Here is a 24,473-nt window from a genome sequence, read left to right as displayed (position 1 = left end):
GTCGGTGGATGCATAACCGCCGGCCCCCAGCCCACCTTCAGACCAAGGGGTAAGACACCGTGGCACTCGACGTGCTGACCGACCTGAACAAGGTCCGCAACATCGGCATCATGGCCCACATCGATGCCGGCAAGACCACGACGACCGAGCGCATCCTGTTCTACACGGGTGTGAACTACAAGATCGGTGAGACGCACGACGGTGCGTCGACGATGGACTGGATGGAGCAGGAGCAGGAGCGCGGCATCACGATCACGTCCGCCGCGACGACCTGCTACTGGAAGAACAACCAGATCAACATCATCGATACGCCGGGTCACGTCGACTTCACGGTCGAGGTGGAGCGTTCGCTCCGCGTGCTCGACGGTGCCGTTGCCGTGTTCGACGGCAAGGAGGGCGTCGAGCCCCAGTCGGAGACGGTCTGGCGCCAGGCGGACAAGTACGACGTCCCGCGCATCTGCTTCGTCAACAAGATGGACAAGCTCGGTGCGGACTTCTACTTCACCGTTGACACCATCATCAACCGCCTCAAGGCGAAGCCGCTCGTCATCCAGCTCCCCATCGGTGCTGAGAACGACTTCGAGGGCGTCGTCGACCTCATCGAGATGAAGGCGCTCACGTGGCGCGGCGACACCAAGATGGGCGAGGAGTACGAGGTCGAGGAGATCCCGGCCGACCTCGTCGAGAAGGCCGACCAGTACCGCGCCCAGCTCATCGAGGCTGTCGCGGAGGCGGACGACGAGCTGCTCGAGAAGTTCCTCGGCGGCGAAGAGCTGACGATCGCGGAGATCAAGTCCGGTATCCGCAAGCTCGTCATCAGCTCCTCGGCCTTCCCGGTCCTGTGCGGCTCGGCGTTCAAGAACAAGGGCGTCCAGCCCATGCTCGACGCCGTGATCGACTACCTGCCGACCCCGCTCGACGTGCCGGCCGTCCAGGGCCACGACGTCAAGGACGCCGAGAAGATCGTCGAGCGTCGCCCGGACGAGACGGAGCCGTTCTCGGCCCTCGCGTTCAAGGTCGCGACGCACCCGTTCTTCGGCAAGCTGACCTACGTCCGCGTCTACTCGGGCAAGGTCGCGCAGGGCGCCCAGGTGCAGAACTCGACCAAGGGCAAGAAGGAGCGCATCGGCAAGCTCTTCCAGATGCACTCCAACAAGGAGAACCCGGTCGAGGAAGCGCACGCCGGGCACATCTACGCGTTCATCGGGCTCAAGGACGTCACCACCGGTGACACGCTCTGCGACCCGGCGAACCAGGTGATCCTGGAGTCGATGAGCTTCCCGGAGCCCGTCATCGACGTGGCGATCGAGCCGAAGACGAAGGCCGACCAGGAGAAGCTGTCGACCGCTATCCAGAAGCTCGCGCAGGAGGACCCGACCTTCCGCGTGAAGCTGGACGAGGAGACCGGCCAGACCGTCATCGGCGGCATGGGCGAGCTCCACCTCGACATCCTCGTCGACCGCATGCGTCGCGAGTTCAAGGTCGAGGCCAACGTCGGTAAGCCGCAGGTCGCCTACCGCGAGACCATTCGCCGCGTTGCGGAGAAGGTCGACTACACGCACAAGAAGCAGACCGGTGGGTCCGGCCAGTTCGCCAAGGTCCAGGTGACCTTCGCACCGCTGGAGACGACGGAGGGCGAGCTCTACGAGTTCGAGAACGCCGTCACCGGTGGCCGCATCCCCCGTGAGTACATCCCGTCCGTGGACGCTGGTATCCAGTCGGCCATGCAGCAGGGTGTGCTGGCAGGCTTCCCGGTCGTCGGCGTCAAGGCGTCGCTGATCGACGGTGCGTACCACGACGTCGACTCCTCGGAGATGGCGTTCAAGATTGCCGGTTCGATGGTCTTCAAGGAAGGCGTCAAGCGCGCCGACCCGGTCCTGCTCGAGCCGGTCATGGCCGTCGAGGTGCGTACGCCCGAGGAGTACATGGGCGACGTGATCGGCGACATCAACTCCCGACGTGGCATGATCCAGTCCATGGAGGACGCGACCGGTGTCAAGGTCGTTCGCGCCCAGGTGCCGCTGAGCGAGATGTTCGGTTACATCGGCGACCTCCGGTCGAAGACCCAGGGTCGCGCGGTGTACTCGATGCAGTTCGACAGCTACGCCGAGGTTCCCAAGGCAGTTGCCGAAGAGATCATCAAGAAGACCCGGGGCGAGTGAGTCCCCACAGGTCGACCCGCACAACCAACCTGTAGGAAGAACCGCACGCCCCGCAGTTGTAGGCTTCTTGGCCGAACATCTGCAACGTTCGGAACATCTACCCAAGTCCCAGGAGGACCCCAGTGGCTAAGGCCAAGTTCGAGCGGACCAAGCCGCACGTCAACATCGGCACGATCGGGCACGTCGACCACGGCAAGACGACGCTGACCGCCGCGATCTCGAAGACGCTTGCGGACAAGTACCCGGACCTTCCGGCGAACACGCAGCGCAACTTCGATGAGATCGACAACGCGCCGGAAGAGAAGCAGCGTGGTATCACGATCAACATCACGCACATCGAGTACGAGACGCCGGCGCGCCACTACGCGCACGTCGACGCCCCGGGTCACGCCGACTACATCAAGAACATGATCACCGGTGCCGCCCAGATGGACGGCGCGATCCTGGTGGTCGCCGCGACCGACGGCCCGATGGCCCAGACGCGTGAGCACGTGCTGCTCGCCCGCCAGGTCGGCGTGCCCTACCTGCTCGTTGCGCTCAACAAGTCCGACATGGTCGACGACGAGGAGATCCTCGAGCTCGTCGAGATGGAGGTCCGTGAGCTGCTCTCCTCGCAGGAGTTCGACGGTGACAACGTCCCCGTCGTGCGCGTCTCGGGCCTGAAGGCTCTCGAGGGCGACGCCGAGTGGGTCGAGAAGGTCGTCGAGCTGATGGACGCTGTCGACGCGAACGTTCCGGAGCCGGAGCGCGACCTCGACAAGCCGTTCCTCATGCCGGTCGAGGACGTCTTCACGATCACCGGTCGTGGCACGGTCGTCACCGGTAAGGTCGAGCGTGGCAAGCTGGACATCAACTCCGACGTCGAGATCGTCGGTATCCGCGAGCCGCAGAAGACCACGGTCACGGGCATCGAGACGTTCCACAAGCAGATGGACCAGGCGCAGGCCGGCGACAACACCGGTCTCCTCCTGCGCGGCATCAAGCGCGAGGACGTCGAGCGTGGCCAGGTCGTCGTGAAGCCGGGTTCGATCACCCCGCACACGAACTTCGAGGCTCAGGTCTACATCCTGGGCAAGGACGAGGGTGGCCGTCACAACCCGTTCTACTCGAACTACCGCCCGCAGTTCTACTTCCGCACCACGGACGTCACCGGCGTCATCACGCTGCCCGAGGGCACCGAGATGGTCATGCCCGGCGACAACACCGAGATGTCGGTCGAGCTCATCCAGCCGATCGCCATGGAGGAGGGTCTGGGCTTCGCCATCCGCGAGGGTGGCCGCACGGTCGGTTCAGGCCGTGTCACCAAGATCATCAAGTGATCTTGGAGCACTGACTCACCTGACGGAAGTCAGCTGAACGATGGGGCCCGGGTGCTTCGGCGTCCGGGCCTCATCGCGTGAGTAGTAGGCGTCACACCGTCCTCCGTTTGGTACATGCGGAGTCGTGTGGCAAGATTGCATAGTTGCCTGTCACAGGCGCGCTCTTTCAAGTGTCGAACAGTGTGCAGAACCGCAGTCCCTGACCCGGAGCATTCGGGTCGGCAGAGGCTGGAGCGGTCACCCTCCCGGGGAAAACCGGGTGAGGGGTCGCGGGGTTTATCGCCTGCTATTCGATGCGTACGAGGCGCCCCGCGGAGCACACGTCCTCCGGTCTTCCGGAGGGACTGTTCCGAGCAGGCTCGGCAAACGTCGTGGTCGGTCCCGGCTGTACAGCCAGGGCAGATCACTTCCCAACGGCCCCGGCACCAGAGATGGTGTTATGCGCCCGGCTGTGCCGCTTTAAGCGACACGCCCGAGTGCGTGGGTCGGACAGTAGCGGTTCGAGAGAGAGAGTCAGACGACGCCATGGCGGGACAGAAGATCCGCATCCGGCTCAAGTCCTACGACCACGAGGTGATCGACAGTTCGGCGCGCAAGATCGTCGACACGGTCACTCGCGCTGGTGCGACGGTCGTGGGTCCGGTGCCGCTGCCGACGGAGAAGAACGTCTTCGTTGTGATCCGGTCGCCTCACAAGTACAAGGACAGCCGTGAGCACTTCGAGATGCGTACGCACAAGCGGCTCATCGACATCATCGATCCCACGCCCAAGGCCGTCGACTCGCTCATGCGACTCGACCTGCCGGCGGACGTGAACATCGAGATCAAGCTCTGAGGCTGGAGGACATCATGACCAACCAGCAGAAGAACGTGACCGCGTTGCTCGGTACCAAGCTCGGTATGACCCAGCTCTGGGACGAGGCAGGCCGCCTCGTGCCGGTGACCGTGGTCGCCGTGGGCACCAACGTGGTGACCCAGGTCCGCACGGTGGACGTCGACGGCTATGCGGCCGTCCAGCTCGCCGCCGGCCAGGTCGACCCGCGCAAGGTCACCAAGCCCCTCAAGGGTCACTTCGAGAAGGCGGGTGTGACGCCGCGTCGTCACGTCGCCGAGATCCGCACCGAGAACGCCTCCGAGTTCACGCTCGGCCAGGAGATCACCGCTGAGGCCTTCGAGGCCGGCGCCGTGGTCGACGTGGTTGGCACCACCAAGGGCAAGGGCACCGCCGGTGTGATGAAGCGTCACGGCTTCTCCGGCGTGGGTGCCTCGCACGGTGCGCACCGTAACCACCGCAAGCCCGGCTCGATCGGTGGCGCTTCGACGCCGTCGCGAGTCTTCAAGGGTCTGCGGATGGCGGGTCGGATGGGTAATGACCGTCAGACCACCCAGAACCTGACCGTTCACGCGGTCGACGCAGAGAAGGGCCTGCTGCTCGTCAAGGGCGCAGTTCCCGGCCCCAAGGGTGGCGTCGTCCTCGTGCGTAACGCCGCGAAGGGAGCGTGAACCCGATGTCCGCTCTGACTGTCGACGTCCTGGACGCCCAGGGCAAGAAGTCCGGCACCGCCGAGCTCCCCGCTGAGGTGTTCGACGTCGCCGTGAACATCCCGCTGATCCACCAGGTGGTCGTTGCGCAGCGCGCAGCCGCCCGCCAGGGCACCGCGTCCACGAAGACTCGTGGCGAGGTCCGCGGTGGTGGCCGCAAGCCGTACAAGCAGAAGGGCACCGGTCGCGCCCGCCAGGGTTCGACGCGTGCTCCGCAGTTCGCCGGCGGTGGCACCGTCCACGGCCCGCAGCCGCGCAAGTACGACCAGCGCACCCCGAAGAAGATGAAGGCCGCCGCCCTGCGCGGTGCCCTCTCTGACCGCGCTCGTGCCGGCCGTGTGCACGTCGTTGCCGGGTTCGGCATCGACGGCGTCCCGTCGACCAAGACGGCGCTCTCGACGATCACGAAGCTCACGACGCGGGCCCACGTGCTCGTCGTGACGCAGCGCGACGACGAGGCCACGGTCAAGTCCCTGCGCAACGTGCCTGAGGTGCACCTCCTGGTCGCCGACCAGCTGAACACCTACGACGTGCTCGTCTCCGACGACGTCATCTTCACCGAGGGTGCGCTCGCCGCGTTCCTCGAGGGCCCGGCCAAGGGCGCGAAGGCTGTCGCCACGGAGTCCGAGGCCGAGACCGCTGAGGAGACCGCCAAGTGACCACCGTGAAGGACCCGCGCGACATCCTGCTCGCGCCGGTCGTCTCCGAGAAGAGCTACAACCTGCTCGACGAGGGCAAGTACACCTTCATCGTGGACCCGAGCGCGAACAAGACCGAGATCAAGATCGCTATCGAGAAGGTCTTCAGCGTCAAGGTCGCGTCGGTGAACACGATGAACCGCAAGGGCAAGACGCGTCGTACGCGTTTCGGCCTCGGCAAGCGCAAGGACACGAAGCGTGCGATCGTCACCCTCCGCGAGGGCTCGATCGACATCTTCGGCGGTCCGGTCGGCTGAGCTGACTAGAGACGATTGAGGACAGGTTTCCATGGGAATCCGTAAGTACAAGCCGACGACGCCCGGCCGCCGCGGCTCCAGCGTCGCCGACTTTGTCGAGGTCACGCGGTCGCAGCCGGAGAAGTCGCTGGTCCGCCCGCTGAGCAAGACCGGTGGTCGTAACAACACCGGTCGCATCACGACGCGTCACAAGGGCGGTGGCCACAAGCGTGCCTACCGCGTCATCGACTTCCGTCGTCACGACAAGGACGGCGTGCCCGCGAAGGTCGCTCACATCGAGTACGACCCCAACCGCACGGCGCGCATCGCGCTCCTGCACTACGCGGACGGCGAGAAGCGCTACATCATCGCGCCGAACAAGCTGTCGCAGGGCGACCGCATCGAGGCCGGTGCGGGTGCCGACATCAAGCCCGGCAACAACCTGCCGCTGCGCAACATCCCGACCGGTACGGTCATCCACGCCATCGAGCTTCGGCCCGGCGGCGGTGCGAAGATCGCTCGTTCGGCTGGCGCGTCGGTGCAGCTCGTCGCCAAGGACGGCCCCTATGCGCAGCTGCGCATGCCGTCCGGCGAGATCCGCAACGTCGACCTGCGCTGCCGCGCGACGGTCGGCGAGGTGGGCAACGCCGAGCAGTCGAACATCAGCTGGGGCAAGGCCGGCCGCATGCGCTGGAAGGGCAAGCGCCCGACCGTGCGTGGCGTCGCCATGAACCCGGTGGACCACCCCCACGGTGGTGGTGAAGGCAAGACGTCCGGTGGACGCCACCCGGTCAGCCCCTGGGGCCAGGCCGAGGGTCGTACCCGCCGTCCGAACAAGTCGAGCGACCGGATGATCGTCCGTCGCCGTCGTACCGGCAAGAAGCGCTGATAGGAGCCTGAAACATGCCTCGTAGCCTGAAGAAGGGCCCCTTCGTAGACGACCACCTCCAGAAGAAGGTGGACGTCCAGAACGAGAAGGGGACCAAGACAGTTATCAAGACCTGGTCCCGTCGGTCGGTTGTCACGCCCGACTTTCTCGGTCACACCTTTGCCGTGCACGACGGTCGCAAGCACGTCCCGGTCTTCGTGACCGAGTCGATGGTCGGCCACAAGCTCGGCGAGTTCGCTCCCACGCGGACCTTCCGCGGCCACGTGAAGGACGACAGGAAGGGTCGTCGCCGCTGAGGCGTGGGGTTTCCCCCGCTGAAGCAGTGATGATCTGGACTGTCTGAGAAAAGGAAGCAGGACAGCAATGGAAGCCAAGGCGCAGGCGCGGTTCGTCCGTGTCACGCCCCAGAAGGCCCGGCGCGTCGTGGACCTCATCCGTGGCAAGCAGGCCTCTGAGGCCGTCGCGGTGCTGAAGTTCGCACCGCAGGCCGCCAGCGAGCCGATCCGCAAGGTTGTGGAGAGCGCGATCGCCAACGCTCGGGTGAAGGCAGACCGCGCGAGCGAGCGCTTCGACGAGGGCGACCTGGTCGTCTCCGCGGCGTTCGTGGACGAGGGGCCGACGCTCAAGCGTTTCCGCCCGCGGGCTCAGGGACGTGCTACGCGCATTCTCAAGCGCACCAGCCACATCACCGTGGTGCTCGCCGACAAGGAAGGGGCCCGATAGTGGGACAGAAGGTTCACCCGCACGGGTACCGCCTGGGTATTACGACTGACCACCGGTCGCGTTGGTTCGCCGACAGCACCAAGCCCGGTCAGCGGTACCGCGACTACGTCCGTGAGGACGTTCAGATCCGCAAGCTCATGGGCACTGGCCTTGAGCGTGCCGGTATCTCCAAGGTTGAGATCGAGCGCACCCGCGACCGTGTCCGCGTGGACATCCACACGGCACGTCCGGGCATCGTGATCGGCCGTCGGGGTGCTGAGGCCGACCGCATCCGCGGTGAGCTCGAGAAGCTCACGGGCAAGCAGGTTCAGCTCAACATCCTCGAGGTCAAGAACGCGGAGATCGACGCGCAGCTCGTTGCTCAGGGCATCGCCGAGCAGCTGGCCAGCCGTGTCTCGTTCCGTCGCGCGATGCGCAAGGGCATGCAGTCCGCCCAGCGCGCCGGTGCGAAGGGCATCCGCGTGCAGGTCGCCGGCCGCCTCGGCGGCGCCGAGATGAGCCGTTCGGAGTTCTACCGCGAGGGCCGCGTGCCCCTGCACACGCTCCGCGCGTACATCGACTACGGCTTCTACGAGGCCCGCACCACCTTCGGCCGTATCGGCGTGAAGGTGTGGATCTACAAGGGCGAAGTCACCGAGAAGGAGTTCGCCGCTCAGCAGGCTACTGCCGCGCCCCGTCAGGGCCGTGGCCGTGGCGAGCGCGGTGGCGAGCGTGGCGAGCGCGGTGGCGACCGCCGCGGTGGCGGTCGTCGCAACGAGCGTCCGGCCGAGCGCAACGCTGAGGCAGCCCCCGCGGCTGAGGCAGCTGCCGCTCCGGCCGCAGAGACCGGAACGGAGGCCTGACCATGCTGATCCCGCGCAGGGTCAAGCACCGCAAGCAGCACCACCCGTCGCGCTCCGGTGCGGCCAAGGGTGGCACCCAGATCGCGTTCGGCGACTTCGGTATCCAGGCTCTGGAGCCGGCGTACGTCACCAACCGCCAGATCGAGGCGGCGCGTATCGCAATGACTCGCCACATCAAGCGTGGCGGCAAGGTGTGGATCAACATCTACCCGGACCGTCCGCTGACGAAGAAGCCTGCCGAGACCCGCATGGGTTCCGGTAAGGGTTCTCCGGAGTGGTGGGTCGCCAACGTCAAGCCGGGCCGGATCGTCTTCGAGCTGGCCGGTGTTGACGAGTCCCTTGCTCGTGAGGCCATGCGCCGCGCGATGCACAAGCTCCCGATGAAGTGCCGTTTCGTGGTGCGCGAGGGTGGTGTCTGATGGCTATCGGTACGCAGGGGCTTGCCCCCATCGATCTGGATGGCATGGATGACGAGACTCTCGTCGCCAAGCTGAAGGAAGCCAAGGAGGAGCTCTTCAACCTCCGCTTCCAGTCGGCGACCGGCCAGCTCGAGAGCCACGGTCGTCTCAAGGCCGTGCGTCGCGACATCGCTCGGATCTACACGATCCTGCGTGAGCGCGAGCTCGGTATCCGTACGGCTCCGAGCGTGAGTGAGTGAGGCAATGAGCGAGAACACGACTGCTGCGGCCCCCGAGGCCCAGCGCGCGACGCGTAAGGTGCGCCGTGGCTACGTGGTCAGCGACAAGATGGACAAGACCATCGTGATCGAGGTCGAGGACCGGGTGAAGCACCCGCTCTACGCCAAGGTCATCCGTCGCACCACGAAGGTCAAGGCGCACGACGAGCAGAACAGCGCCGGTGTCGGCGACCTGGTCGTCATCATGGAGACCCGCCCGCTGTCCGCTACCAAGCGGTTCCGCCTGGTGGAGATCCTCGAGAAGGCCAAGTAAGGCTTCTCTTCCCGCTGGGGGCGGTGCGTGACACACGTACGCGTGGCGCCCCCAGCACAGCAACTATCCGTTCGGCCAGGCTCACCGGAAGCAGTCCGCGTGAGAACCAGTTCGACGACAGGAGTTCACTCAAATGATCCAGCAGGAGTCGCGACTTCGGGTCGCCGACAACACGGGTGCCAAGGAGATTCTCTGCATCCGCGTTCTCGGTGGCTCCGGCCGTCGCTACGCCGGAATCGGCGACACCATCGTCGCCACCGTCAAGGACGCGATCCCGGGCGGCAACGTGAAGAAGGGCGACGTCATCAAGGCCGTCGTCGTCCGGACCGCCAAGGAGCGCCGCCGTCCCGACGGTTCCTACATCAAGTTCGACGAGAACGCCGCCGTCATCCTGAAGAACGACGGTGAGCCTCGCGGCACCCGCATCTTCGGCCCGGTGGGTCGTGAGCTGCGCGACAAGCGGTTCATGAAGATCATCTCGCTGGCACCGGAGGTGCTCTGACCATGGCGAAGATCAAGAAGGGCGACCAGGTCATCGTGATCTCGGGTCGCGACAAGGGCAAGACCGGACGGGTGCTCGAGGTCTTCAAGGACTCCGACCGCCTCGTGGTCGAGGGCGTGCAGCGCGTCACGAAGCACACCAAGGTGGGTCAGTCGCAGCGCGGCGCCCGCACCGGTGGCATCGAGACGGTCGAGGCGCCGATCCACGTGAGCAACGTGATGATCGTCGACCCGGAGTCCAAGAAGGGCACCCGCGTCGGGTACCGCGAGGAGCAGGTGGAGCGCGACGGTCGTACCAAGACCGTCCGGATCCGCGTTGCGAAGCGCTCCGGGAAGGACATCTGATGAGCGAGACGACCATCGAGGCCCCGGCCCTGCCGCGCCTCAAGCAGAAGTACCGCGAGGAGATCCTCCCGGCGCTGATCGAGGAGTTCGGCCACAAGAACCTGCACCAGGCCGGCGGTCTCACGAAGATCGTCGTGAACATGGGTGTGGGCGACGCGGCGAAGGACTCGAAGCTCATCGAGGGCGCCATCCGCGACCTCTCGGCGATCACCGGTCAGAAGCCGCAGGTCACCAAGGCTCGTAAGTCCATCGCGCAGTTCAAGCTGCGTGAGGGCATGCCGATCGGTGCGCACGTGACGCTTCGCGGTGACCGCATGTGGGAGTTCCTCGACCGTCTGCTGGCAACCGCGCTGCCGCGTATTCGCGACTTCCGTGGTCTGTCGCCCAAGCAGTTCGACGGCCACGGCAACTACACCTTCGGTCTCACGGAGCAGTCGATGTTCCACGAGATCGACCAGGACAAGATCGACCGGGTCCGCGGTATGGACATCACGGTCGTGACGACGGCGACGACCGACGACGAGGGCCGCTCTCTGCTGCGCCGTCTCGGCTTCCCCTTCAAGGAGAACTGACATGGCGAAGAAGGCCCTGATCAACAAGGCGGCCGCCAAGCCGAAGTTCGCGGTCCGCGCCTACACCCGGTGCCAGAAGTGCGGTCGCCCGCACTCCGTCTACCGCAAGTTCGGCCTGTGCCGTATCTGCGTCCGGGAGATGGCCCACCGCGGCGAGCTTCCTGGCGTCACCAAGAGCAGCTGGTAACACAACTACGCCGTAGGTCCGCTCGGCCCACCATGGCCGTTCGGATACCCCGGCGAGGAAGGGCAAGTGCCCGATGACTATGACCGACCCGATCGCAGACATGCTGACCCGTCTGCGTAACGCGAACTCGGCGCACCACGACACGGTCTCCATGCCGTCGTCGAAGCTGAAGACGCACATCGCTGAGATCCTGCAGGCCGAGGGCTACATCGTCGGCTGGTCCGTGGAGGACGCCCAGGTGGGCAAGACCCTCACGCTCGAGCTGAAGTACGGCCAGAACCGGGAGCGCGCCCTTGCCGGCGTGCGCCGCGTCTCGAAGCCCGGTCTGCGTGTGTACCGCAAGTCCACCGATCTGCCCAAGGTGCTCGGCGGCCTGGGCGTGGCCATCATGTCCACGTCCTCCGGCCTCCTCACCGACCGGCAGGCACAGGCCAAGGGCGTCGGCGGCGAAGTCCTCGCCTACGTCTGGTAATCCGGAAAGGAGAAAACGCCAATGTCTCGAATCGGCAAGCTTCCCGTTCCGGTCCCAGCCGGCGTGGACATCACTGTCAGCGGCGCGCTCGTGACCGTGAAGGGCCCCAAGGGTTCTCTCGAGCACAACGTGCCCGCACCCATCAATGTCGCCCAGGAGGACGCCCAGCTCGTGGTGTCCCGTCCGGACGACGAGCGGAACTCCCGTGCGCTGCACGGCCTGACCCGCACCCTGATCGCCAACATGATCACCGGTGTGACGCAGGGCTACGAGAAGAAGCTCGAGATCGTCGGTACTGGTTACCGTGTCGTGGCGAAGGGCTCGAGCCTCGAGTTCGCGCTCGGTTTCAGCCACCCCGTCGTCGTCGAAGCCCCTGCTGGCGTCACGTTCGCAGTCGAGAGCCCTACCAAGTTCTCGGTCGCGGGCATCGACAAGCAGCAGGTCGGCGAGGTCGCGGCGAACATCCGCAAGATCCGCAAGCCCGAGCCCTACAAGGGCAAGGGCGTGCGTTACGCCGGCGAGAACGTCCGCCGCAAGGTCGGAAAGGCTGGTAAGTGACGATGGCTATCAAGATCCTGGGCAAGGGCAAGTCCGTCGCTCGTCAGCGCCGTCACCTGCGCCTGCGCAAGAAGATCGCCGGCACCGCCGCTCGTCCGCGTCTGGTCGTCACCCGCTCCTCGCGCCACATGGTGGTGCAGGTCGTGGACGACAACGTGGGCAAGACCGTCGCGTCGGCGTCGACCCTCGAGGCCGACCTGCGTGCGTTCGACGGCGACAAGACGGCCAAGGCCCGCAAGGTCGGCGAGCTCGTCGCCGAGCGTGCCAAGGCTGTCGGCGTCGACACCGTCGTGTTCGACCGCGGCGGCAACAAGTACCACGGTCGCGTCGCTGCAGTGGCTGACGGCGCCCGCGAGGGCGGTCTGGCCCTGTGATGACCAACGCACGGAAGAAGAGGACTCTCTGATGGCTGCAGGGCAGCGCAGCGGCGCCCCCCAGGGTGCCGCCACCGAGAACAAGGACCGTAACGACCGCCGTGGTGGCGGCCGTCGGGACGACCGTCGCGGGGGGCGCGAGGAGAAGAGCGCCTTCGTCGAGAAGGTCGTCTCCATCAACCGCGTCTCCAAGGTCGTCAAGGGTGGACGTCGCTTCAGCTTCACCGCGCTCGTCGTGGTGGGCGATGGCGACGGAACCGTCGGCGTCGGCTATGGCAAGGCCAAGGAGGTGCCCGCGGCGATCGCCAAGGGTGTCGAGGAGGCGAAGAAGAACTTCTTCCGCGTCCCTCGTATCCAGGGCACCATCCCGCACCCCATCCAGGGTGAGGATGCAGCCGGTGTCGTGTTCCTGCGTCCGGCGTCGCCGGGTACCGGTGTGATCGCCGGTGGTCCGGTGCGCGCCGTGCTGGAGTGCGCGGGCATCCACGACGTGCTGAGCAAGTCGCTCGGCTCGACGAACCAGATCAACATCGTGCGCGCCACGGTCGCGGCACTGCGGGGCCTCGAGGAGCCGGCTGCTGTTGCCGCTCGTCGTGGGCTCCCGCTCGAGGACGTGGCTCCGGCCGCACTCCTCCGTGCGCAGGCCGCTGGTCGCGCCGAGTCGACGGCGAAGGCGGGTGCGTGATGGCTCGTCTCAAGGTGACTCAGACCAAGTCCGCCATCGGCGGCAAGCAGAACCAGCGTGACACGCTGCGAACCCTCGGCCTCAAGCGGATCGGCGACACCGCCGTGAAGGAGGACCGTGCGGAGATTCGTGGCATGGTCAAGACGGTGGCGCACCTCGTCGCCGTCGAGGAGGTCGAGTGATCATGGCGGAGAACAAGCCGCTGAAGATGCACCACCTCCGTCCGGCCCCCGGCGCCAAGACCGCGAAGACCCGTGTGGGTCGTGGTGAGGCGTCGAAGGGTAAGACGGCAGGTCGGGGTACCAAGGGTACGAAGGCTCGTTACCAGGTCCCCGCGGGCTTCGAGGGTGGGCAGGTGCCTCTGCACATGCGCCTCCCGAAGCTGCGTGGATTCAAGAACCCGTTCCGTGTGGAGTTCCAGGTCGTGAACCTGGACAAGCTCTCCGCGCTGTTCCCCGAGGGTGGCACCGTCACCGTCGAGGACCTCGTCGCCAAGGGGGCTGTCCGCAAGGGCCAGCCCGTCAAGGTGCTCGGCAACGGTGAGATCGACGTCAAGCTCGAGATCGCGGTCGACCGCGTCTCGGCGTCCGCCAAGGAGAAGATCCTGGCGGCTGGCGGTACGGTTTCGGAGGCCTGAGACAGCTCCAGGGCCGGCGGCGCATGATGCGCGGCCGGCCCTGTGTGCTCTCTTGGGAAAATTAGGGGGCTCTCGTGGTCCGAGAGACCCCGTGAGCAACGTAGAATCCGACACGGTCCGGCTGCACCGTTGTGGTCTGGCCCACGTTCGACACACCTCGCCGGTGTCCTGCCGGCGACACGATATCCCGCAACGGCGGGCCAGGAGGATAGGGTGCTCAGCGCTTTCGGCCGGGCTTTCCGGACGCCAGACCTGCGGCGCAAGCTGCTGTTCACGATCGCGATCATGGCGATCTTCCGGCTCGGGTCGTTCATCCCGACTCCCGGTGTGGACTATGCGAACGTGCAGCAATGTATCGCCGGACAGGGTGACAACACGCTGCTCGGCCTGATCAACGTCTTCAGCGGCGGAGCTCTGCTGCAGCTGTCGGTCTTCGCCCTCGGGATCATGCCGTACATCACGGCGAGCATCATCGTGCAGCTGCTTCGCGTGGTGATCCCACGCTTCGAGGCGCTGCAGAAGGAGGGCCAGTCGGGTCAGACCAAGCTGACCCAGTACACGCGTTACCTCACCATCGGCCTCGCGATCCTGCAGTCCACCACCGTCATCACGACGGCGCGTCAGGGCCTGCTCTTCCAGGGCTGTGGTCTCGACGTCATCGCCGACGACAGCGTGCTGACCTCGATCCTCATGGTCATCACCATGACGGCGGGCACGGGCCTCGTGATGTGGCTCGGCGAGCTCATCACCGAGCGCGGCGTCGGCAACGGCATGTCGCTCCTGATCTTCACGTCGATCGCCGCGAGCTTCCCCACGTCGCTGTGGTCGATCGCCGGTGGCGCCAACGGCGTCGTCAACTTCACGGTCATGATCCTGGTCATCATCCTGGTGATCGGCCTCGTGGTCTTCGTCGAGCAGTCGCAGCGACGCATCCCCGTGCAGTACGCGAAGCGCATGGTGGGCCGCCGGATGTACGGCGGCACCAGCACGTACATCCCGATCAAGATCAACATGTCGGGTGTCATCCCGGTGATCTTCGCCGCCTCGATCCTCGCCGTGCCCGGTCTGCTCGCGCAGTTCGGGGACCAGGGGTCCGACTGGGTCGTCTGGATCTCCAACAACCTGGTCGAGCAGTCGTCGCCGCTCTACATCGCGGTGTACACGCTGATGATCATCTTCTTCTGCTTCTTCTACACCTCGATCACGTTCAACCCGGACGAGGTCGCGGACAACATGAAGAAGTACGGCGGCTTCATCCCCGGCATCCGCGCCGGCCGCCCCACGGCGGAGTACCTCGACTTCGTGATCACCCGGATCACCTCCGCCGGTTCCCTGTACCTCGCGCTCGTCGCGCTGATCCCGACGCTGGTGCTCGTCTTCCTTGGCGTCAGCACGAGCCTGCCCTTCGGCGGTGCCTCGATCCTCATCGTGGTCGGTGTCGGACTGGATACGGTCAAGCAGATCGATTCACAGCTGCAGCAGCGCCACTACGAAGGATTCCTCCGTTGAGCCAGACCCCCACCACCACCTCTCGCCGCGAGCTGCACGCTCATCCGGACTACGAGGGCCAGGTCACGCGCCTGGTCATCATGGGTCCGCAGGGCGCGGGGAAGGGTACGCAGGCTGCCCGCCTCGCCGACGTCTTCGGGATCGTGCCGATCTCGACGGGCGACATCTTCCGCGCGAACATCGCGGGGGAGACCGAGCTGGGCAAGCTTGCGCAGGAGTACACGAACAAAGGCGAGCTGGTCCCCGACGAGGTGACCAACGCGATGGTGAAGGACCGCCTCGCGGAGCCGGACGTCAAGCAGGGCTTCATCCTCGACGGGTACCCGCGCAACGCGGCCCAGGTCGCGGAGCTCGACCAGATCCTCGCCGACCTCGGCTGGGCACTGGACGGCGTGATCGAGCTGACGGCGGACCGTGCCGAGCTGCTCTCCCGCATCGCGAAGCGCGCTGAGGAAGAGGGCCGCGAGGACGACACCGAGGACGCGATCGCGCGCAGGCTCGACATCTACGCGGAGCAGACCGCCCCGCTGACGTCGGCGTACGCCGAGCGCAACCTGCTGGTCCAGGTCGACGGGCTCGGCGAGATCGCCGAGGTCACCGACCGCATCGTCGCCGCCCTCGCGGCCCAGCTGGGCTGAGGCGTGGTCTTCGGGCGGGAGCGGATCGAGTACAAGACACCGGACCAGGTGCGCCACATGCGGCGCGCCGGTCTGGTGGTCGCGGACACTCTCGCCGCGGTGCGGGCCGCGGCCCGGCCCGGTGTGACGACCGCGGACCTGGACGCGGTGGCCGCAGCGTCGATCGATGCGGCCGGTGCGGCGCCGTCGTTCCTCGGCTACCACGGGTTCACGGGCGTCATCTGCACGTCGGTCAACGACGAGGTCATCCACGGGATCCCGGGTAGCCGGGTGCTCGCGGCGGGTGACCTCGTCTCGATCGACTGCGGCGCGATCGTCGAGGGGTGGCACGGCGACTCGGCCGTATCGTTCGTGCTGGGCGCCGAGGGCGCCCTGGACCACAAGCTGCCCGACGACGACCTGGTCGCCGCGGGCGCTGACCTCGCCGACATCGCGCTCGTCCGGACGACGGAGGCCGCCATGTGGGCCGGCATCGCCGCCCTCGCGTCCGCGAAGCGGCTGAACGCCGTGGGGGAGGCCGTCGAGGCCGCCGTCGAGATGGCCGGGGAGTTCAACGGCGTCGAGTACGGCATCGTCGAGGACTACGTGGGGCACGGCATCGGCAGCGCCATGCATCAGCCGCCGGACGTGCACAACTACAAGACCTCGGCCGCCGGGGCACGGCTGCGCCACGGGATGTGCCTCGCGATCGAGCCGATGATCACCCGGGGCGGTGCCGAGACCAGCGTCCTGGAGGACGACTGGACGGTGGTGACCGTCGACGGGTCCCGCGCGGCGCACTGGGAGCACTCCACCGCGATCATGGAGGACGGCATCGTGGTGCTGACCGCGGTCGACGGGGGCGCCGAGCGCCTCGGCGTCTTCGGCGTGAAGCCGGTCGCGCTCGACTGAGGCTTTGCCGGCCCTGACTTTGAGGTCGGGGCTATTTAAGTCGGCGTCAGTTGGCTACGATCGGCACGTGACCGATGACGCGCACACCCCGCTCAGCGGCGCCGGCTCCCCGGAGCGCGGCGCGGAGACCAGGCCGCACGGCGGAACCGCCTACGCGGAACCCGAGCCCGCGGGAGACGGGCGCCCGGGGGAGTCCCGGGGTTCGCGCGCCGTGTCCGCGACGGGCCGTGGCCTGGGCCGGTTCGGGCGCTGGCTCGCCACGTGGGGTCGGCGCCTCGCACGGAGCCCCTTCCTGTGGGTCGGCATCGTCCTCGGGTTCGGCACGTCCCTCCTGCTGTGGGAGTCGGTCCTGCTGCTCGGGGTCGTGGTGTGGCTGTGCGGCGTCTGGCTCTGGAAGAGGCGCGCCACGCCGGTGCTCATCGCGCTCGGCCTGGGCACCGTGCTCGGCTGGCTGCCGATGCTCTTCTTCTTCGTGGGCAGCCTGCCGCACACGACGATCGGGCTGCCCGGGGTCGAGTACGACCTCTGAGGCGCGCCGCGTGGCGAGGCTCACGGCCGCGGGCGGCCGGCGCCGTCGTCCTGCGCTTTGATTGCTTTACGAAGTGACGTAGGCTAGACCGCTGGGTGTAGTCCGTTCAACGCCTCCAGTTCCTGACAGGGTGCCGATGGCGCCTGCCGGTCCCCGCGAGAGCGGGGCGCAGGCCGAGGCACACGAGGTAGGCGGCACACGGACACACACGACATCCACACCCGACTGTCGGTCTCGCAGGGATCCTGCGGTGCCGTGGGCGTGGAAGCAGTCACGACGAGAGTTAGCGGAGGATATGGCAAAGAAGGACGGTGTCATCGAGATCGAGGGCAGCGTGATCGAGGCTCTGCCGAACGCGATGTTCCGCGTGGAGCTGTCGAACGGTCACAAGGTTCTCGCGCACATCTCGGGAAAGATGCGTCAGCACTACATCCGGATCCTTCCCGAGGACCGCGTGGTGGTGGAGCTCAGCCCGTACGACCTGTCCCGAGGCCGGATCGTCTACCGCTACAAGTAGTCAGTCCCCGATCCGGGGCTACGTCGTCCACGGCCTGGCCGGGAGGTGACGTCGCCGCATGATCGACCACCCACGACACTGCTGCGTGCGGCACCGGGCGACCGGACGCACGTCGCGGAGGAAAATCCGATGAAGGTCAAGCCGAGCGTCAAGAAGATCTGCGACAAGTGCAAGGTGATCCGCCGGCACGGTCGCGTCATGGTGATCTGCGACAACCTGCGCCACAAGCAGCGCCAGGGCTGATCACAGACCTGGGCGACGCCCAGGTCGGTGGCTGAGGCCACCACCAGCGCACCACCTCGAACCTCGCCCGGCGGGCAACCGCGCAGGGAGGGGGGAACCCTCGGTCCGGAGGCCGGGGCCCGCGTGACACGCGGGATGGCGGTGCGGCAGACCTCCGACGAGCAGTACAAGGAGCCGGAAGGCACATGGCACGTCTTATCGGCGTCGACCTCCCCCGCGACAAGCGGCTTGAGGTTGCGCTCACTTACATCTTCGGTGTGGGTCGTACCCGCGCGAAGGAGACCCTGGCCGCCACGGGCATCAGCCCGGACGTCCGCGTGAAGGACCTCGGCGACGCCGAGCTCGTTGCGCTCCGCGACCACCTCGAGGGCAACTTCAAGCTCGAGGGTGACCTCCGCCGTGAGGTCGCGGCCGACATCCGTCGCAAGGTCGAGATCGGCACCTACCAGGGCATCCGCCACCGTCGCGGACTGCCGGTGCGTGGTCAGCGCACCAAGACCAACGCGCGTACCCGCAAGGGTCCCAAGCGCACCGTCGCGGGCAAGAAGAAGGCCCGCTGATAGCAGTCCGTGGAGCGGTCGGCTCACCGAGCTGAGACCGCCCCGGTCCGATCAGACCAGGAGATTACAGAACAGATGCCTCCCAAGACTCGCGCCACTGCTGGCCGCAAGCCCCGCCGCAAGGACAAGAAGAACGTCCCGCTCGGCCAGGCGCACATCAAGTCCACCTTCAACAACACGATCATCTCGATCACCGACCCGTCCGGTGCTGTGGTGTCGTGGGCGTCCGCCGGCCACGTCGGCTTCAAGGGCTCCCGCAAGTCCACCCCGTACGCCGCGCAGATGGCCGCCGAGTCGGCCGCGCGCCGCGCGCAGGAGCACGGCGTCAAGAAGGTCGACGTGTTCGTGAAGGGCCCGGGTTCCGGTCGTGAGACCGCGATCCGCTCCCTCCAGGCGACCGGCCTCGAGGTCGGCTCGATCCAGGACGTGACGCCCCAGGCGCACAACGGCTGCCGCCCCCCGAAGCGTCGCCGCGTCTGATACCTGTTGCGCCGCGGTGCGGCCGCCCGACCCCAGGGTCGCGGGACCGCACCGCGAGCGCGGCACTCGCTCACCGTTCGCGGTGAGCACCTTCGCCCGGACGGTGACAGAGATCCGCCCGGGCCGCGAGAGATCGCATGCCGTGATGCGTCATATAGCGGACGCACACTGAAAGGACACCCACAGTGCTCATCGCACAGCGCCCCACGCTGACCGAAGAGGTCATCTCGGAGAGCCGTTCCCGCTTCTCCATCGAGCCGCTCGAGCCTGGCTTCGGCTACACGCTCGGCAACTCGATGCGTCGCACCCTGCTGTCGTCCATCCCGGGCGCAGCCGTCACGTCCATCCGTATCGACGGTGTGCTGCACGAGTTCAGCACCGTGTCGGGCGTGAAGGAGGACGTCACCGAGATCATCCTCAACATCAAGAACCTCGTCGTCTCCTCGGAGAACGACGAGCCCGTCGTGATGTACCTGCGCAAGCAGGGCGCCGGCGTCGTGACCGCCGCGGACATCGTTCCGCCGGCGGGGGTCGAGGTCCACAACCCCGACCTGCACATCGCCACCCTCAACGACAAGGGCAAGCTCGAGATCGAGCTGACCGTCGAGCGGGGTCGTGGGTACGTGTCCGCCGCGCAGAACAAGCAGTTCGACGCGGAGATCGGGCGCATCCCGGTTGATTCGATCTACTCGCCGGTCCTCAAGGTCACGTACAAGGTCGAGGCCACCCGAGTCGAGCAGCGCACCGACTTCGACAAGCTCATCGTCGACGTCGAGACCAAGCAGGCGATCACGCCTCGCGACGCGCTCGCATCGGCTGGCAAGACCCTGGTCGAGCTGTTCGGCCTGGCACGTGAGCTGAACGTCGAGGCCGAGGGCATCGAGATCGGCCCGTCGCCGACGGACACCGCGCTGGCCGCGGACCTGGCGCTGCCGATCGAGGAGCTCAACCTCACCATCCGTTCGTACAACTGCCTCAAGCGCGAGGGCATCCACCAGGTGGGCGAGCTCGTGGCTCGCAGCGAGGCGGACCTGCTCGACATCCGCAACTTCGGTGCCAAGTCGATCACCGAGGTCAAGGAGAAGCTGGCCGAGCTCGGCCTCAGCCTCAAGGACTCGCCGCTGGACTTCGATCCGGCCGGCGCTTCGTACTTCGAGGGTAGCGACTCCGCGGCCTACAGCGGCGACGAGCAGTCGTACTGACGTCCCGCGTCCGGCCTAGGCCGGACGCGCGGAACCACTTTCAAGGAGACAAGTAATGCCTACCCCCACCAAGGGTCCGCGGCTCGGCGGTAGCCCGGCTCACGAGCGCCTGATCCTCGCGAACCTGTCGACCTCCCTCTTCGAGCACGGCCGCATCACGACCACGGAGACCAAGGCCAAGCGCCTGCGTCCCCTGGCTGAGCGTCTGATCACGTTCGCGAAGAAGGGCGACCTGTCCGCCCGTCGCCGCGTGCTGACCGTCGTGCGTGACAAGGGCGTGGTGCACACGCTGTTCACCGAGATCGCCCCGGCCATGGCCGAGCGCAACGGTGGCTACACGCGCATCACCAAGATCGGCACCCGCAAGGGCGACAACGCGCCGATGGCGGTCATCGAGCTCATCACCGAGCCCGTGAGCCCCAAGCAGGCCGTCGTCAAGGAGGCCACCAAGGCCGCAGAGAAGGCCGCTCCGGCTGCCGAGGCTCCGGTTGAGGACGCCCCCGCCGAGGACGTCACCGACGCCCCCGTCGAGGACGCCGCCGAGGCGACCGCGGACGAGACCCCCGAGGAGAAGAAGGAGGCCTGAGCCCCTTTCTCCCCTGCACGACGCCGGGCCGCACCTTCCGTACGGAGGGTGCGGCCCGGCGTCGTGCGTGGTGCTCGGCGGGCGGAGCTAGGACGGCGGGAGGTCCCAGGCTCTCGCGCCGCCCACGAGCGCGGCCGAGTTGGGGACGATGACGACGTCGTCGCCCAGGCGGGCGAGGGCCGACGGCGTGATGCAGCGGGCGTTCCCGCCGCCGATGTAGAGCCGGTCCCAGAGGAAGACGGGCCGCAGGCCCTCGACGACGGAGACGACGCGGCGCGACCACAGCCCGTCGCCGAGCCTGCGACGTTCGGGCTCGCCGATGTACTGGTCGTACGTGAGGCTGCGGCGGACCGGGGCGTGGGACCACTCCAGGTGCGGTGCGATGCGTCCGCCGTGGAACATGGCCGTCCCCAGCCCGGTGCCGAGGGTGATCACGAGCTCGAGACCCGACGCGGCGACGACGCCGGCGCCGTGCACCTCCGCGTCGTTCAGGACGAGCGCGGGCAGGCCGAGCCGCTGCGCGACCGCGGCGCGCATGTCGAAGCTGCGCCAGGCCTCCAGCAGGTCGGGCAGCACCCGCGAGCGGGGTCCCGACCGGGTGATGTAGTGCGGCGTGTGCACCACGACGCCGCTGCGGATCATGCCCGGCAGACCGACCGTGACGCGCGAGGCCGCCGGCAGGTCGGTGGCGATCTTCGCGATCGTGTCGACGAGCAGCTCGGGCGGGAGCGGGTACGGCGTCGGGACGCGGACGGGCGAGGCGTGGGCCGTGCCGGAGGTGTCGAGGACTGCCGCCTTGATCCCGCCGCCGCCGCAGTCGACGGCCAGCGTGAGGGTGTCTGCCATGACGTCACTGTACGAACCCACGGGCCCGGATCGGGGAGGATGGCTTCGTGAACGAGTTCATCAGGGCCCGCCTCGACCTCGCCTACGACGGAAGCGGATTCGCCGGCTGGGCACGCCAGCCGGGTCTGCGCACCGTGGAGGGATGTCTCGAGGAGGGCCTCGCCCGCGTCCTGCGCAGCGAGCAGCTCGGCACACCGACGCCCCGGTTCACCGTCGCCGGCCGTACCGACTCCGGCGTCCACGCGCGAGGTCAGGTGGCCCACGTCGACATCGAGGCGGGAGCCTGGGCGGCGCTGCCCGGACGGTCCGGACGCTCCAGCAGGACGCCGGCGGAGGCACTGGTCTCCCGGCTGACGGGCGTGCTGCCCACCGACGTCGTCGTGCGCTCCGCCGCACCGGCGCCGCCCGGGTTCGACGCGCGCTTCTCCGCGTTGCGCCGCCGCTACACCTACCGGATCGCGGATGCCCCCGAGCTGCGTGACCCGCTGCGCCGCAAGCACGTCCTGTGGTCACGCAAGCCGCTCGACGTCGCCGCGATGGACGACGCCGTGCGCCCGCTCACGGGGGTGCGCGACTTCGCCTCGTACTGCAAGCCGCGGCCCGGTGCGACGACCATCCGCGAGCTGCAGCGCATCGCCTGGGAGCGGCCTACCGAGGGGCCGGACGCCGGGCTCGCGATCGCGCACGTGGTGGCCGACGCGTTCTGCCACAACATGGTGCGCGCGCTGGTCGGCGCGTCGATCGCGGTGGGGGAGGGGCGCCGCCCGGTGAGCTGGCCCGCGGACCTCCTGGCGAGCCGGCGCCGGGACGCCGGTGTGTTCGTGGTGCCGCCGGAAGGACTGTGCCTCGAGGAGATCACGTTCCCGCCGGACGAGGAGCTCGCAACGCGGGCCGACGCCGTCCGCGCGAAGCGCATGGACGAGGACGTCTGGCAAGAGCCCACCCTGCCGAGGTAGTCCTCTGGCGAGGTAGTCGCGTAGCGAGGTAGTCACCCAGCGCGCGCCGGGTGACTACCTCGCCAAAGGACTACCTCGCCAAAGGACTACCTCGGCACGGGGGTCACGGCTCCTCGACCCAGTGCACCGCTGCCTCCTCGGCGCTCGCCCCCGCACCGTCGATGCCCGCGTCGGTGCCGTACACGTCGTTCTGGCGGTTGCCGTCCTCGCGCGCGTAGCTGCCGGGGTCGGCGTCAGGGTCGGAGACGAGCCGGCCCGCGCGTGACGTGTCGGCCCGGTCGAGGGGGTCGGCCTCCCAGACGTCCGGCTCCTCCTCGCGCAGGCGCTGGTCCATCGGCTCGCCGTGCCGCTCCTCCCACGAGGTCTCGCCCCAGTGGTTCTTCCTGGGGCGGTCCGGAGGCGAGTAGCCCTCGTCGAGCTGGTCCTTGGTGCCCCGGCTGAGGAGCGTGTCCTCGGCGGGGAGCTGGTCGGTGTCGCCCTCAGCGAGCCCGTCCGGTCCTGGCATGGTGGCTGGGGTTTCCTCGGTCATGTACCTACCGTGGCACCTGTTCGGCGCGTACGCCACAGGCGACGTGTCGAAGATCATGGCGGTCGACGAGGATCGGGACCCGCTTCGCTTTGACCCCTGGGGAAGCCGCCAGGTACTCTGATGAGTCGTTGTGCTTTGTCACGACGTCCTGCGTCTGCACCGAGCCCACTCGTGTGCCGACGAACGGCCCGGACGTCATTCTGACCCCCGCGCACAACGATCTGACTCATCGGGCGCCGCTTCTCGCCCGACGACACCGAAAACGAAAAGGTTACGAACCGTGCGTACGTACACCCCCAAGCCCGGCGACGTCCAGCGTGACTGGTATGTCATCGACGCGACCGACGTCGTCCTGGGCCGCCTGGCAAGCCAGGTCGCCACACTGTTGCGCGGGAAGCACAAGCCGACCTTCGCCCCGCACGTCGACGGTGGTGACTTCGTCATCATCATCAACGCGGACAAGGTCGCGCTGAGCGGCAACAAGCGCGAGACCAAGATGGCTTACCGCCACTCGGGTTACCCGGGCGGCCTCACTGCCACCCCGTACGGCGAGTTCCTGGACAGCAAGCCGGAACGCGCCATCGAGAAGGCCGTGCGCGGCATGATCCCCAAGACCTCGCTCGGTCGGACGCAGATGACCCACCTGAAGGTCTACGCAGGCTCTGAGCACCCGCACACGGCGCAGCAGGCCAAGCCGTTCGAGATCACCCAGGTTTCGCAGCAGGCCTGAGGCCGCTGCCGGATCGCAACGCGAAGGACGCGAGGACACCACAGTGGCCGAGACCACCGTCGACATCGAGCAGGGCGCCGAGACGCCCAGCAACTACACCACCGAGACGGCTGCGCCCGCAACGCGCGGCTCGTCCATCACCGCCCCGGCTCAGGCCCTCGGGCGCCGCAAGGAGGCCGTGGCGCGCGTGCGCCTCGTGCCCGGCACCGGCACCTGGAAGATCAACGGCCGCACCCTCGAGGAGTACTTCCCGAACAAGGTGCACCAGCAGCTGGTCAACAGCCCGCTGAACCTGGTCGAGGTCGAGGGCCGGTTCGACGTCATCGCCCGTATCACGGGTGGCGGCACGTCGGGCCAGGCCGGCGCTCTGCGCCTGGGCATCGCCCGCGCGCTGAACGAGATCGACCAGGACGCGAACCGCGCCGAGCTCAAGAAGGCCGGCTTCCTCCGGCGTGACGACCGCAAGGTCGAGCGCAAGAAGGCCGGTCTCAAGAAGGCCCGCAAGGCTCCGCAGTACAGCAAGCGCTGATCTCAGCGCGTGGCTGGGTGGCCCCGCCGAACAGTGT

The 24,473-nt window shown here is 67.4% G+C and carries 38 protein-coding genes; 36 read left to right on the top strand and 2 right to left on the bottom strand.

The window, feature by feature from the left end; genetic code table 11:
- The first annotated feature begins 59 nt into the window (after nt 1-59).
- The 33 genes from fusA to rplQ all read left to right on the top strand — a co-directional run bounded on the left by fusA (nt 60) and on the right by rplQ (nt 20,846).
- The gene (gene fusA / locus ACYVK7_RS25765; protein WP_460890575.1) at nt 60-2,162 is read left to right on the top strand and encodes an elongation factor G; all 2,103 of its coding nucleotides are present in this window, start codon (nt 60-62) and stop codon (nt 2,160-2,162) included.
- A 122-nt stretch (nt 2,163-2,284) separates the two neighbouring features.
- Nucleotides 2,285-3,481 carry an elongation factor Tu gene (tuf, locus tag ACYVK7_RS25760; protein ID WP_460890574.1) on the top strand — a complete coding sequence of 399 codons (1,197 nt, stop codon included), beginning with the start codon at nt 2,285-2,287 and terminating at the stop codon, nt 3,479-3,481.
- A gap of 525 nt (nt 3,482-4,006) precedes the next feature.
- Complete coding sequence (gene rpsJ, locus ACYVK7_RS25755; protein ID WP_019146773.1) at nt 4,007-4,315, top strand: 30S ribosomal protein S10; 309 nt, start codon at nt 4,007-4,009, stop codon at nt 4,313-4,315.
- 14 nt (nt 4,316-4,329) lie between these two features.
- On the top strand, nt 4,330-4,983 hold the full coding sequence (gene rplC / locus ACYVK7_RS25750; protein ID WP_460890573.1) for a 50S ribosomal protein L3: 654 nt from the start codon (nt 4,330-4,332) through the stop codon (nt 4,981-4,983).
- 5 nt (nt 4,984-4,988) lie between these two features.
- Nucleotides 4,989-5,681, top strand: a complete 693-nt coding sequence (gene rplD, locus ACYVK7_RS25745; RefSeq protein ID WP_460890572.1) for a 50S ribosomal protein L4 — start codon at nt 4,989-4,991, stop codon at nt 5,679-5,681.
- Nucleotides 5,678-5,977 (top strand): 50S ribosomal protein L23, encoded by a 300-nt coding sequence (gene rplW / locus ACYVK7_RS25740; protein WP_460890571.1) that lies wholly within the window; start codon nt 5,678-5,680, stop codon nt 5,975-5,977. Before rplD ends, rplW begins: the two co-directional genes overlap by 4 nt.
- 31 nt (nt 5,978-6,008) lie before the next feature.
- Nucleotides 6,009-6,845: a 50S ribosomal protein L2 gene (rplB, locus tag ACYVK7_RS25735; RefSeq protein WP_460890570.1), complete on the top strand. Its 837-nt coding sequence runs from the start codon at nt 6,009-6,011 to the stop codon at nt 6,843-6,845.
- Between the two features lie 14 nt (nt 6,846-6,859).
- Nucleotides 6,860-7,141, top strand: a complete 282-nt coding sequence (gene rpsS, locus ACYVK7_RS25730) for a 30S ribosomal protein S19 (RefSeq protein WP_357473565.1) — start codon at nt 6,860-6,862, stop codon at nt 7,139-7,141.
- Nucleotides 7,142-7,208: 67 nt separating this feature from the next.
- A complete protein-coding gene (rplV, locus tag ACYVK7_RS25725; RefSeq protein WP_116673591.1) occupies nt 7,209-7,568 on the top strand; it encodes a 50S ribosomal protein L22 in 360 nt (119 codons plus the stop codon).
- Nucleotides 7,568-8,410 carry a 30S ribosomal protein S3 gene (rpsC, locus tag ACYVK7_RS25720; RefSeq protein ID WP_460890569.1) on the top strand — a complete coding sequence of 281 codons (843 nt, stop codon included), beginning with the start codon at nt 7,568-7,570 and terminating at the stop codon, nt 8,408-8,410. Before rplV ends, rpsC begins: the two co-directional genes overlap by 1 nt.
- 2 nt (nt 8,411-8,412) lie before the next feature.
- Entirely contained in the window at nt 8,413-8,829 is a 417-nt protein-coding gene (rplP, locus tag ACYVK7_RS25715) for a 50S ribosomal protein L16 (RefSeq protein ID WP_020016120.1), read from the top strand.
- Nucleotides 8,829-9,068, top strand: coding sequence for a 50S ribosomal protein L29 (gene rpmC, locus ACYVK7_RS25710; protein ID WP_116673593.1), 240 nt, complete (start codon nt 8,829-8,831; stop codon nt 9,066-9,068). Before rplP ends, rpmC begins: the two co-directional genes overlap by 1 nt.
- A gap of 4 nt (nt 9,069-9,072) precedes the next feature.
- On the top strand, nt 9,073-9,360 hold the full coding sequence (gene rpsQ, locus ACYVK7_RS25705; RefSeq protein WP_460890568.1) for a 30S ribosomal protein S17: 288 nt from the start codon (nt 9,073-9,075) through the stop codon (nt 9,358-9,360).
- Nucleotides 9,361-9,493: 133 nt separating this feature from the next.
- On the top strand, nt 9,494-9,862 hold the full coding sequence (gene rplN / locus ACYVK7_RS25700) for a 50S ribosomal protein L14 (protein WP_020016123.1): 369 nt from the start codon (nt 9,494-9,496) through the stop codon (nt 9,860-9,862).
- A 2-nt stretch (nt 9,863-9,864) separates the two neighbouring features.
- The gene (rplX, locus tag ACYVK7_RS25695) at nt 9,865-10,206 is read left to right on the top strand and encodes a 50S ribosomal protein L24 (RefSeq protein ID WP_253869170.1); all 342 of its coding nucleotides are present in this window, start codon (nt 9,865-9,867) and stop codon (nt 10,204-10,206) included.
- On the top strand, nt 10,206-10,778 hold the full coding sequence (gene rplE, locus ACYVK7_RS25690) for a 50S ribosomal protein L5 (protein WP_460890567.1): 573 nt from the start codon (nt 10,206-10,208) through the stop codon (nt 10,776-10,778). The genes rplX and rplE overlap by 1 nt, the downstream gene beginning before the upstream one ends.
- A gap of 1 nt (nt 10,779) precedes the next feature.
- Nucleotides 10,780-10,965 (top strand): type Z 30S ribosomal protein S14, encoded by a 186-nt coding sequence (locus ACYVK7_RS25685; protein WP_021480434.1) that lies wholly within the window; start codon nt 10,780-10,782, stop codon nt 10,963-10,965.
- Between the two features lie 73 nt (nt 10,966-11,038).
- The gene (gene rpsH, locus ACYVK7_RS25680; protein WP_460890566.1) at nt 11,039-11,437 is read left to right on the top strand and encodes a 30S ribosomal protein S8; all 399 of its coding nucleotides are present in this window, start codon (nt 11,039-11,041) and stop codon (nt 11,435-11,437) included.
- A gap of 21 nt (nt 11,438-11,458) precedes the next feature.
- Nucleotides 11,459-11,995 carry a 50S ribosomal protein L6 gene (gene rplF, locus ACYVK7_RS25675; protein ID WP_460890565.1) on the top strand — a complete coding sequence of 179 codons (537 nt, stop codon included), beginning with the start codon at nt 11,459-11,461 and terminating at the stop codon, nt 11,993-11,995.
- 2 nt (nt 11,996-11,997) lie between these two features.
- Nucleotides 11,998-12,369, top strand: a complete 372-nt coding sequence (gene rplR, locus ACYVK7_RS25670) for a 50S ribosomal protein L18 (RefSeq protein WP_460890564.1) — start codon at nt 11,998-12,000, stop codon at nt 12,367-12,369.
- Between the two features lie 31 nt (nt 12,370-12,400).
- Nucleotides 12,401-13,054, top strand: a complete 654-nt coding sequence (gene rpsE, locus ACYVK7_RS25665; protein ID WP_460890563.1) for a 30S ribosomal protein S5 — start codon at nt 12,401-12,403, stop codon at nt 13,052-13,054.
- Nucleotides 13,054-13,236 (top strand): 50S ribosomal protein L30, encoded by a 183-nt coding sequence (rpmD, locus tag ACYVK7_RS25660; protein WP_020016131.1) that lies wholly within the window; start codon nt 13,054-13,056, stop codon nt 13,234-13,236. The genes rpsE and rpmD overlap by 1 nt, the downstream gene beginning before the upstream one ends.
- 2 nt (nt 13,237-13,238) lie before the next feature.
- Nucleotides 13,239-13,691, top strand: a complete 453-nt coding sequence (gene rplO / locus ACYVK7_RS25655) for a 50S ribosomal protein L15 (protein ID WP_460890562.1) — start codon at nt 13,239-13,241, stop codon at nt 13,689-13,691.
- A gap of 213 nt (nt 13,692-13,904) precedes the next feature.
- Nucleotides 13,905-15,200, top strand: a complete 1,296-nt coding sequence (gene secY, locus ACYVK7_RS25650; protein ID WP_460890561.1) for a preprotein translocase subunit SecY — start codon at nt 13,905-13,907, stop codon at nt 15,198-15,200.
- Nucleotides 15,201-15,280: 80 nt separating this feature from the next.
- The gene (locus ACYVK7_RS25645) at nt 15,281-15,838 is read left to right on the top strand and encodes an adenylate kinase (RefSeq protein WP_460890625.1); all 558 of its coding nucleotides are present in this window, start codon (nt 15,281-15,283) and stop codon (nt 15,836-15,838) included.
- A 3-nt stretch (nt 15,839-15,841) separates the two neighbouring features.
- Nucleotides 15,842-16,729 (top strand): type I methionyl aminopeptidase, encoded by an 888-nt coding sequence (gene map / locus ACYVK7_RS25640; protein WP_460890560.1) that lies wholly within the window; start codon nt 15,842-15,844, stop codon nt 16,727-16,729.
- Between the two features lie 67 nt (nt 16,730-16,796).
- Nucleotides 16,797-17,258 (top strand): hypothetical protein, encoded by a 462-nt coding sequence (locus tag ACYVK7_RS25635; RefSeq protein WP_460890559.1) that lies wholly within the window; start codon nt 16,797-16,799, stop codon nt 17,256-17,258.
- Between the two features lie 295 nt (nt 17,259-17,553).
- Nucleotides 17,554-17,775, top strand: coding sequence for a translation initiation factor IF-1 (gene infA, locus ACYVK7_RS25630; RefSeq protein ID WP_020016137.1), 222 nt, complete (start codon nt 17,554-17,556; stop codon nt 17,773-17,775).
- 129 nt (nt 17,776-17,904) lie between these two features.
- The gene (gene rpmJ / locus ACYVK7_RS25625; RefSeq protein ID WP_003956441.1) at nt 17,905-18,018 is read left to right on the top strand and encodes a 50S ribosomal protein L36; all 114 of its coding nucleotides are present in this window, start codon (nt 17,905-17,907) and stop codon (nt 18,016-18,018) included.
- 185 nt (nt 18,019-18,203) lie between these two features.
- Complete coding sequence (gene rpsM / locus ACYVK7_RS25620; protein ID WP_253869160.1) at nt 18,204-18,578, top strand: 30S ribosomal protein S13; 375 nt, start codon at nt 18,204-18,206, stop codon at nt 18,576-18,578.
- A 75-nt stretch (nt 18,579-18,653) separates the two neighbouring features.
- Entirely contained in the window at nt 18,654-19,058 is a 405-nt protein-coding gene (gene rpsK, locus ACYVK7_RS25615; protein WP_460890558.1) for a 30S ribosomal protein S11, read from the top strand.
- Nucleotides 19,059-19,243: 185 nt separating this feature from the next.
- Nucleotides 19,244-20,260: a DNA-directed RNA polymerase subunit alpha gene (locus ACYVK7_RS25610; protein WP_116673607.1), complete on the top strand. Its 1,017-nt coding sequence runs from the start codon at nt 19,244-19,246 to the stop codon at nt 20,258-20,260.
- Nucleotides 20,261-20,315: 55 nt separating this feature from the next.
- Nucleotides 20,316-20,846 (top strand): 50S ribosomal protein L17, encoded by a 531-nt coding sequence (gene rplQ / locus ACYVK7_RS25605; protein WP_460890557.1) that lies wholly within the window; start codon nt 20,316-20,318, stop codon nt 20,844-20,846.
- Nucleotides 20,847-20,933: 87 nt separating this feature from the next.
- On the opposite strand, the gene ACYVK7_RS25600 is transcribed toward rplQ, so the two are convergent.
- Entirely contained in the window at nt 20,934-21,692 is a 759-nt protein-coding gene (locus ACYVK7_RS25600) for an ROK family protein (RefSeq protein ID WP_460890556.1), read from the bottom strand.
- Nucleotides 21,693-21,739: 47 nt separating this feature from the next.
- Between ACYVK7_RS25600 and ACYVK7_RS25595 the strand changes: the two genes are divergently transcribed.
- A complete protein-coding gene (locus ACYVK7_RS25595) occupies nt 21,740-22,648 on the top strand; it encodes a tRNA pseudouridine synthase A (RefSeq protein ID WP_460890555.1) in 909 nt (302 codons plus the stop codon).
- 103 nt (nt 22,649-22,751) lie between these two features.
- On the opposite strand, the gene ACYVK7_RS25590 is transcribed toward ACYVK7_RS25595, so the two are convergent.
- Nucleotides 22,752-23,177: a DUF5709 domain-containing protein gene (locus tag ACYVK7_RS25590; RefSeq protein ID WP_460890554.1), complete on the bottom strand. Its 426-nt coding sequence runs from the start codon at nt 23,175-23,177 to the stop codon at nt 22,752-22,754.
- A 280-nt stretch (nt 23,178-23,457) separates the two neighbouring features.
- Between ACYVK7_RS25590 and rplM the strand changes: the two genes are divergently transcribed.
- Both rplM and rpsI read left to right on the top strand, forming a co-directional pair.
- Nucleotides 23,458-23,907 (top strand): 50S ribosomal protein L13, encoded by a 450-nt coding sequence (gene rplM / locus ACYVK7_RS25585; RefSeq protein ID WP_460890553.1) that lies wholly within the window; start codon nt 23,458-23,460, stop codon nt 23,905-23,907.
- A 43-nt stretch (nt 23,908-23,950) separates the two neighbouring features.
- Nucleotides 23,951-24,436, top strand: coding sequence for a 30S ribosomal protein S9 (gene rpsI / locus ACYVK7_RS25580; protein WP_460890552.1), 486 nt, complete (start codon nt 23,951-23,953; stop codon nt 24,434-24,436).
- Nucleotides 24,437-24,473 lie beyond the last annotated feature (37 nt).

This window comes from Promicromonospora xylanilytica, assembly GCF_054782895.1.
Note: the sequence above shows the minus strand (reverse complement) of the source record. Positions and strands in the feature narration are given on the sequence as shown.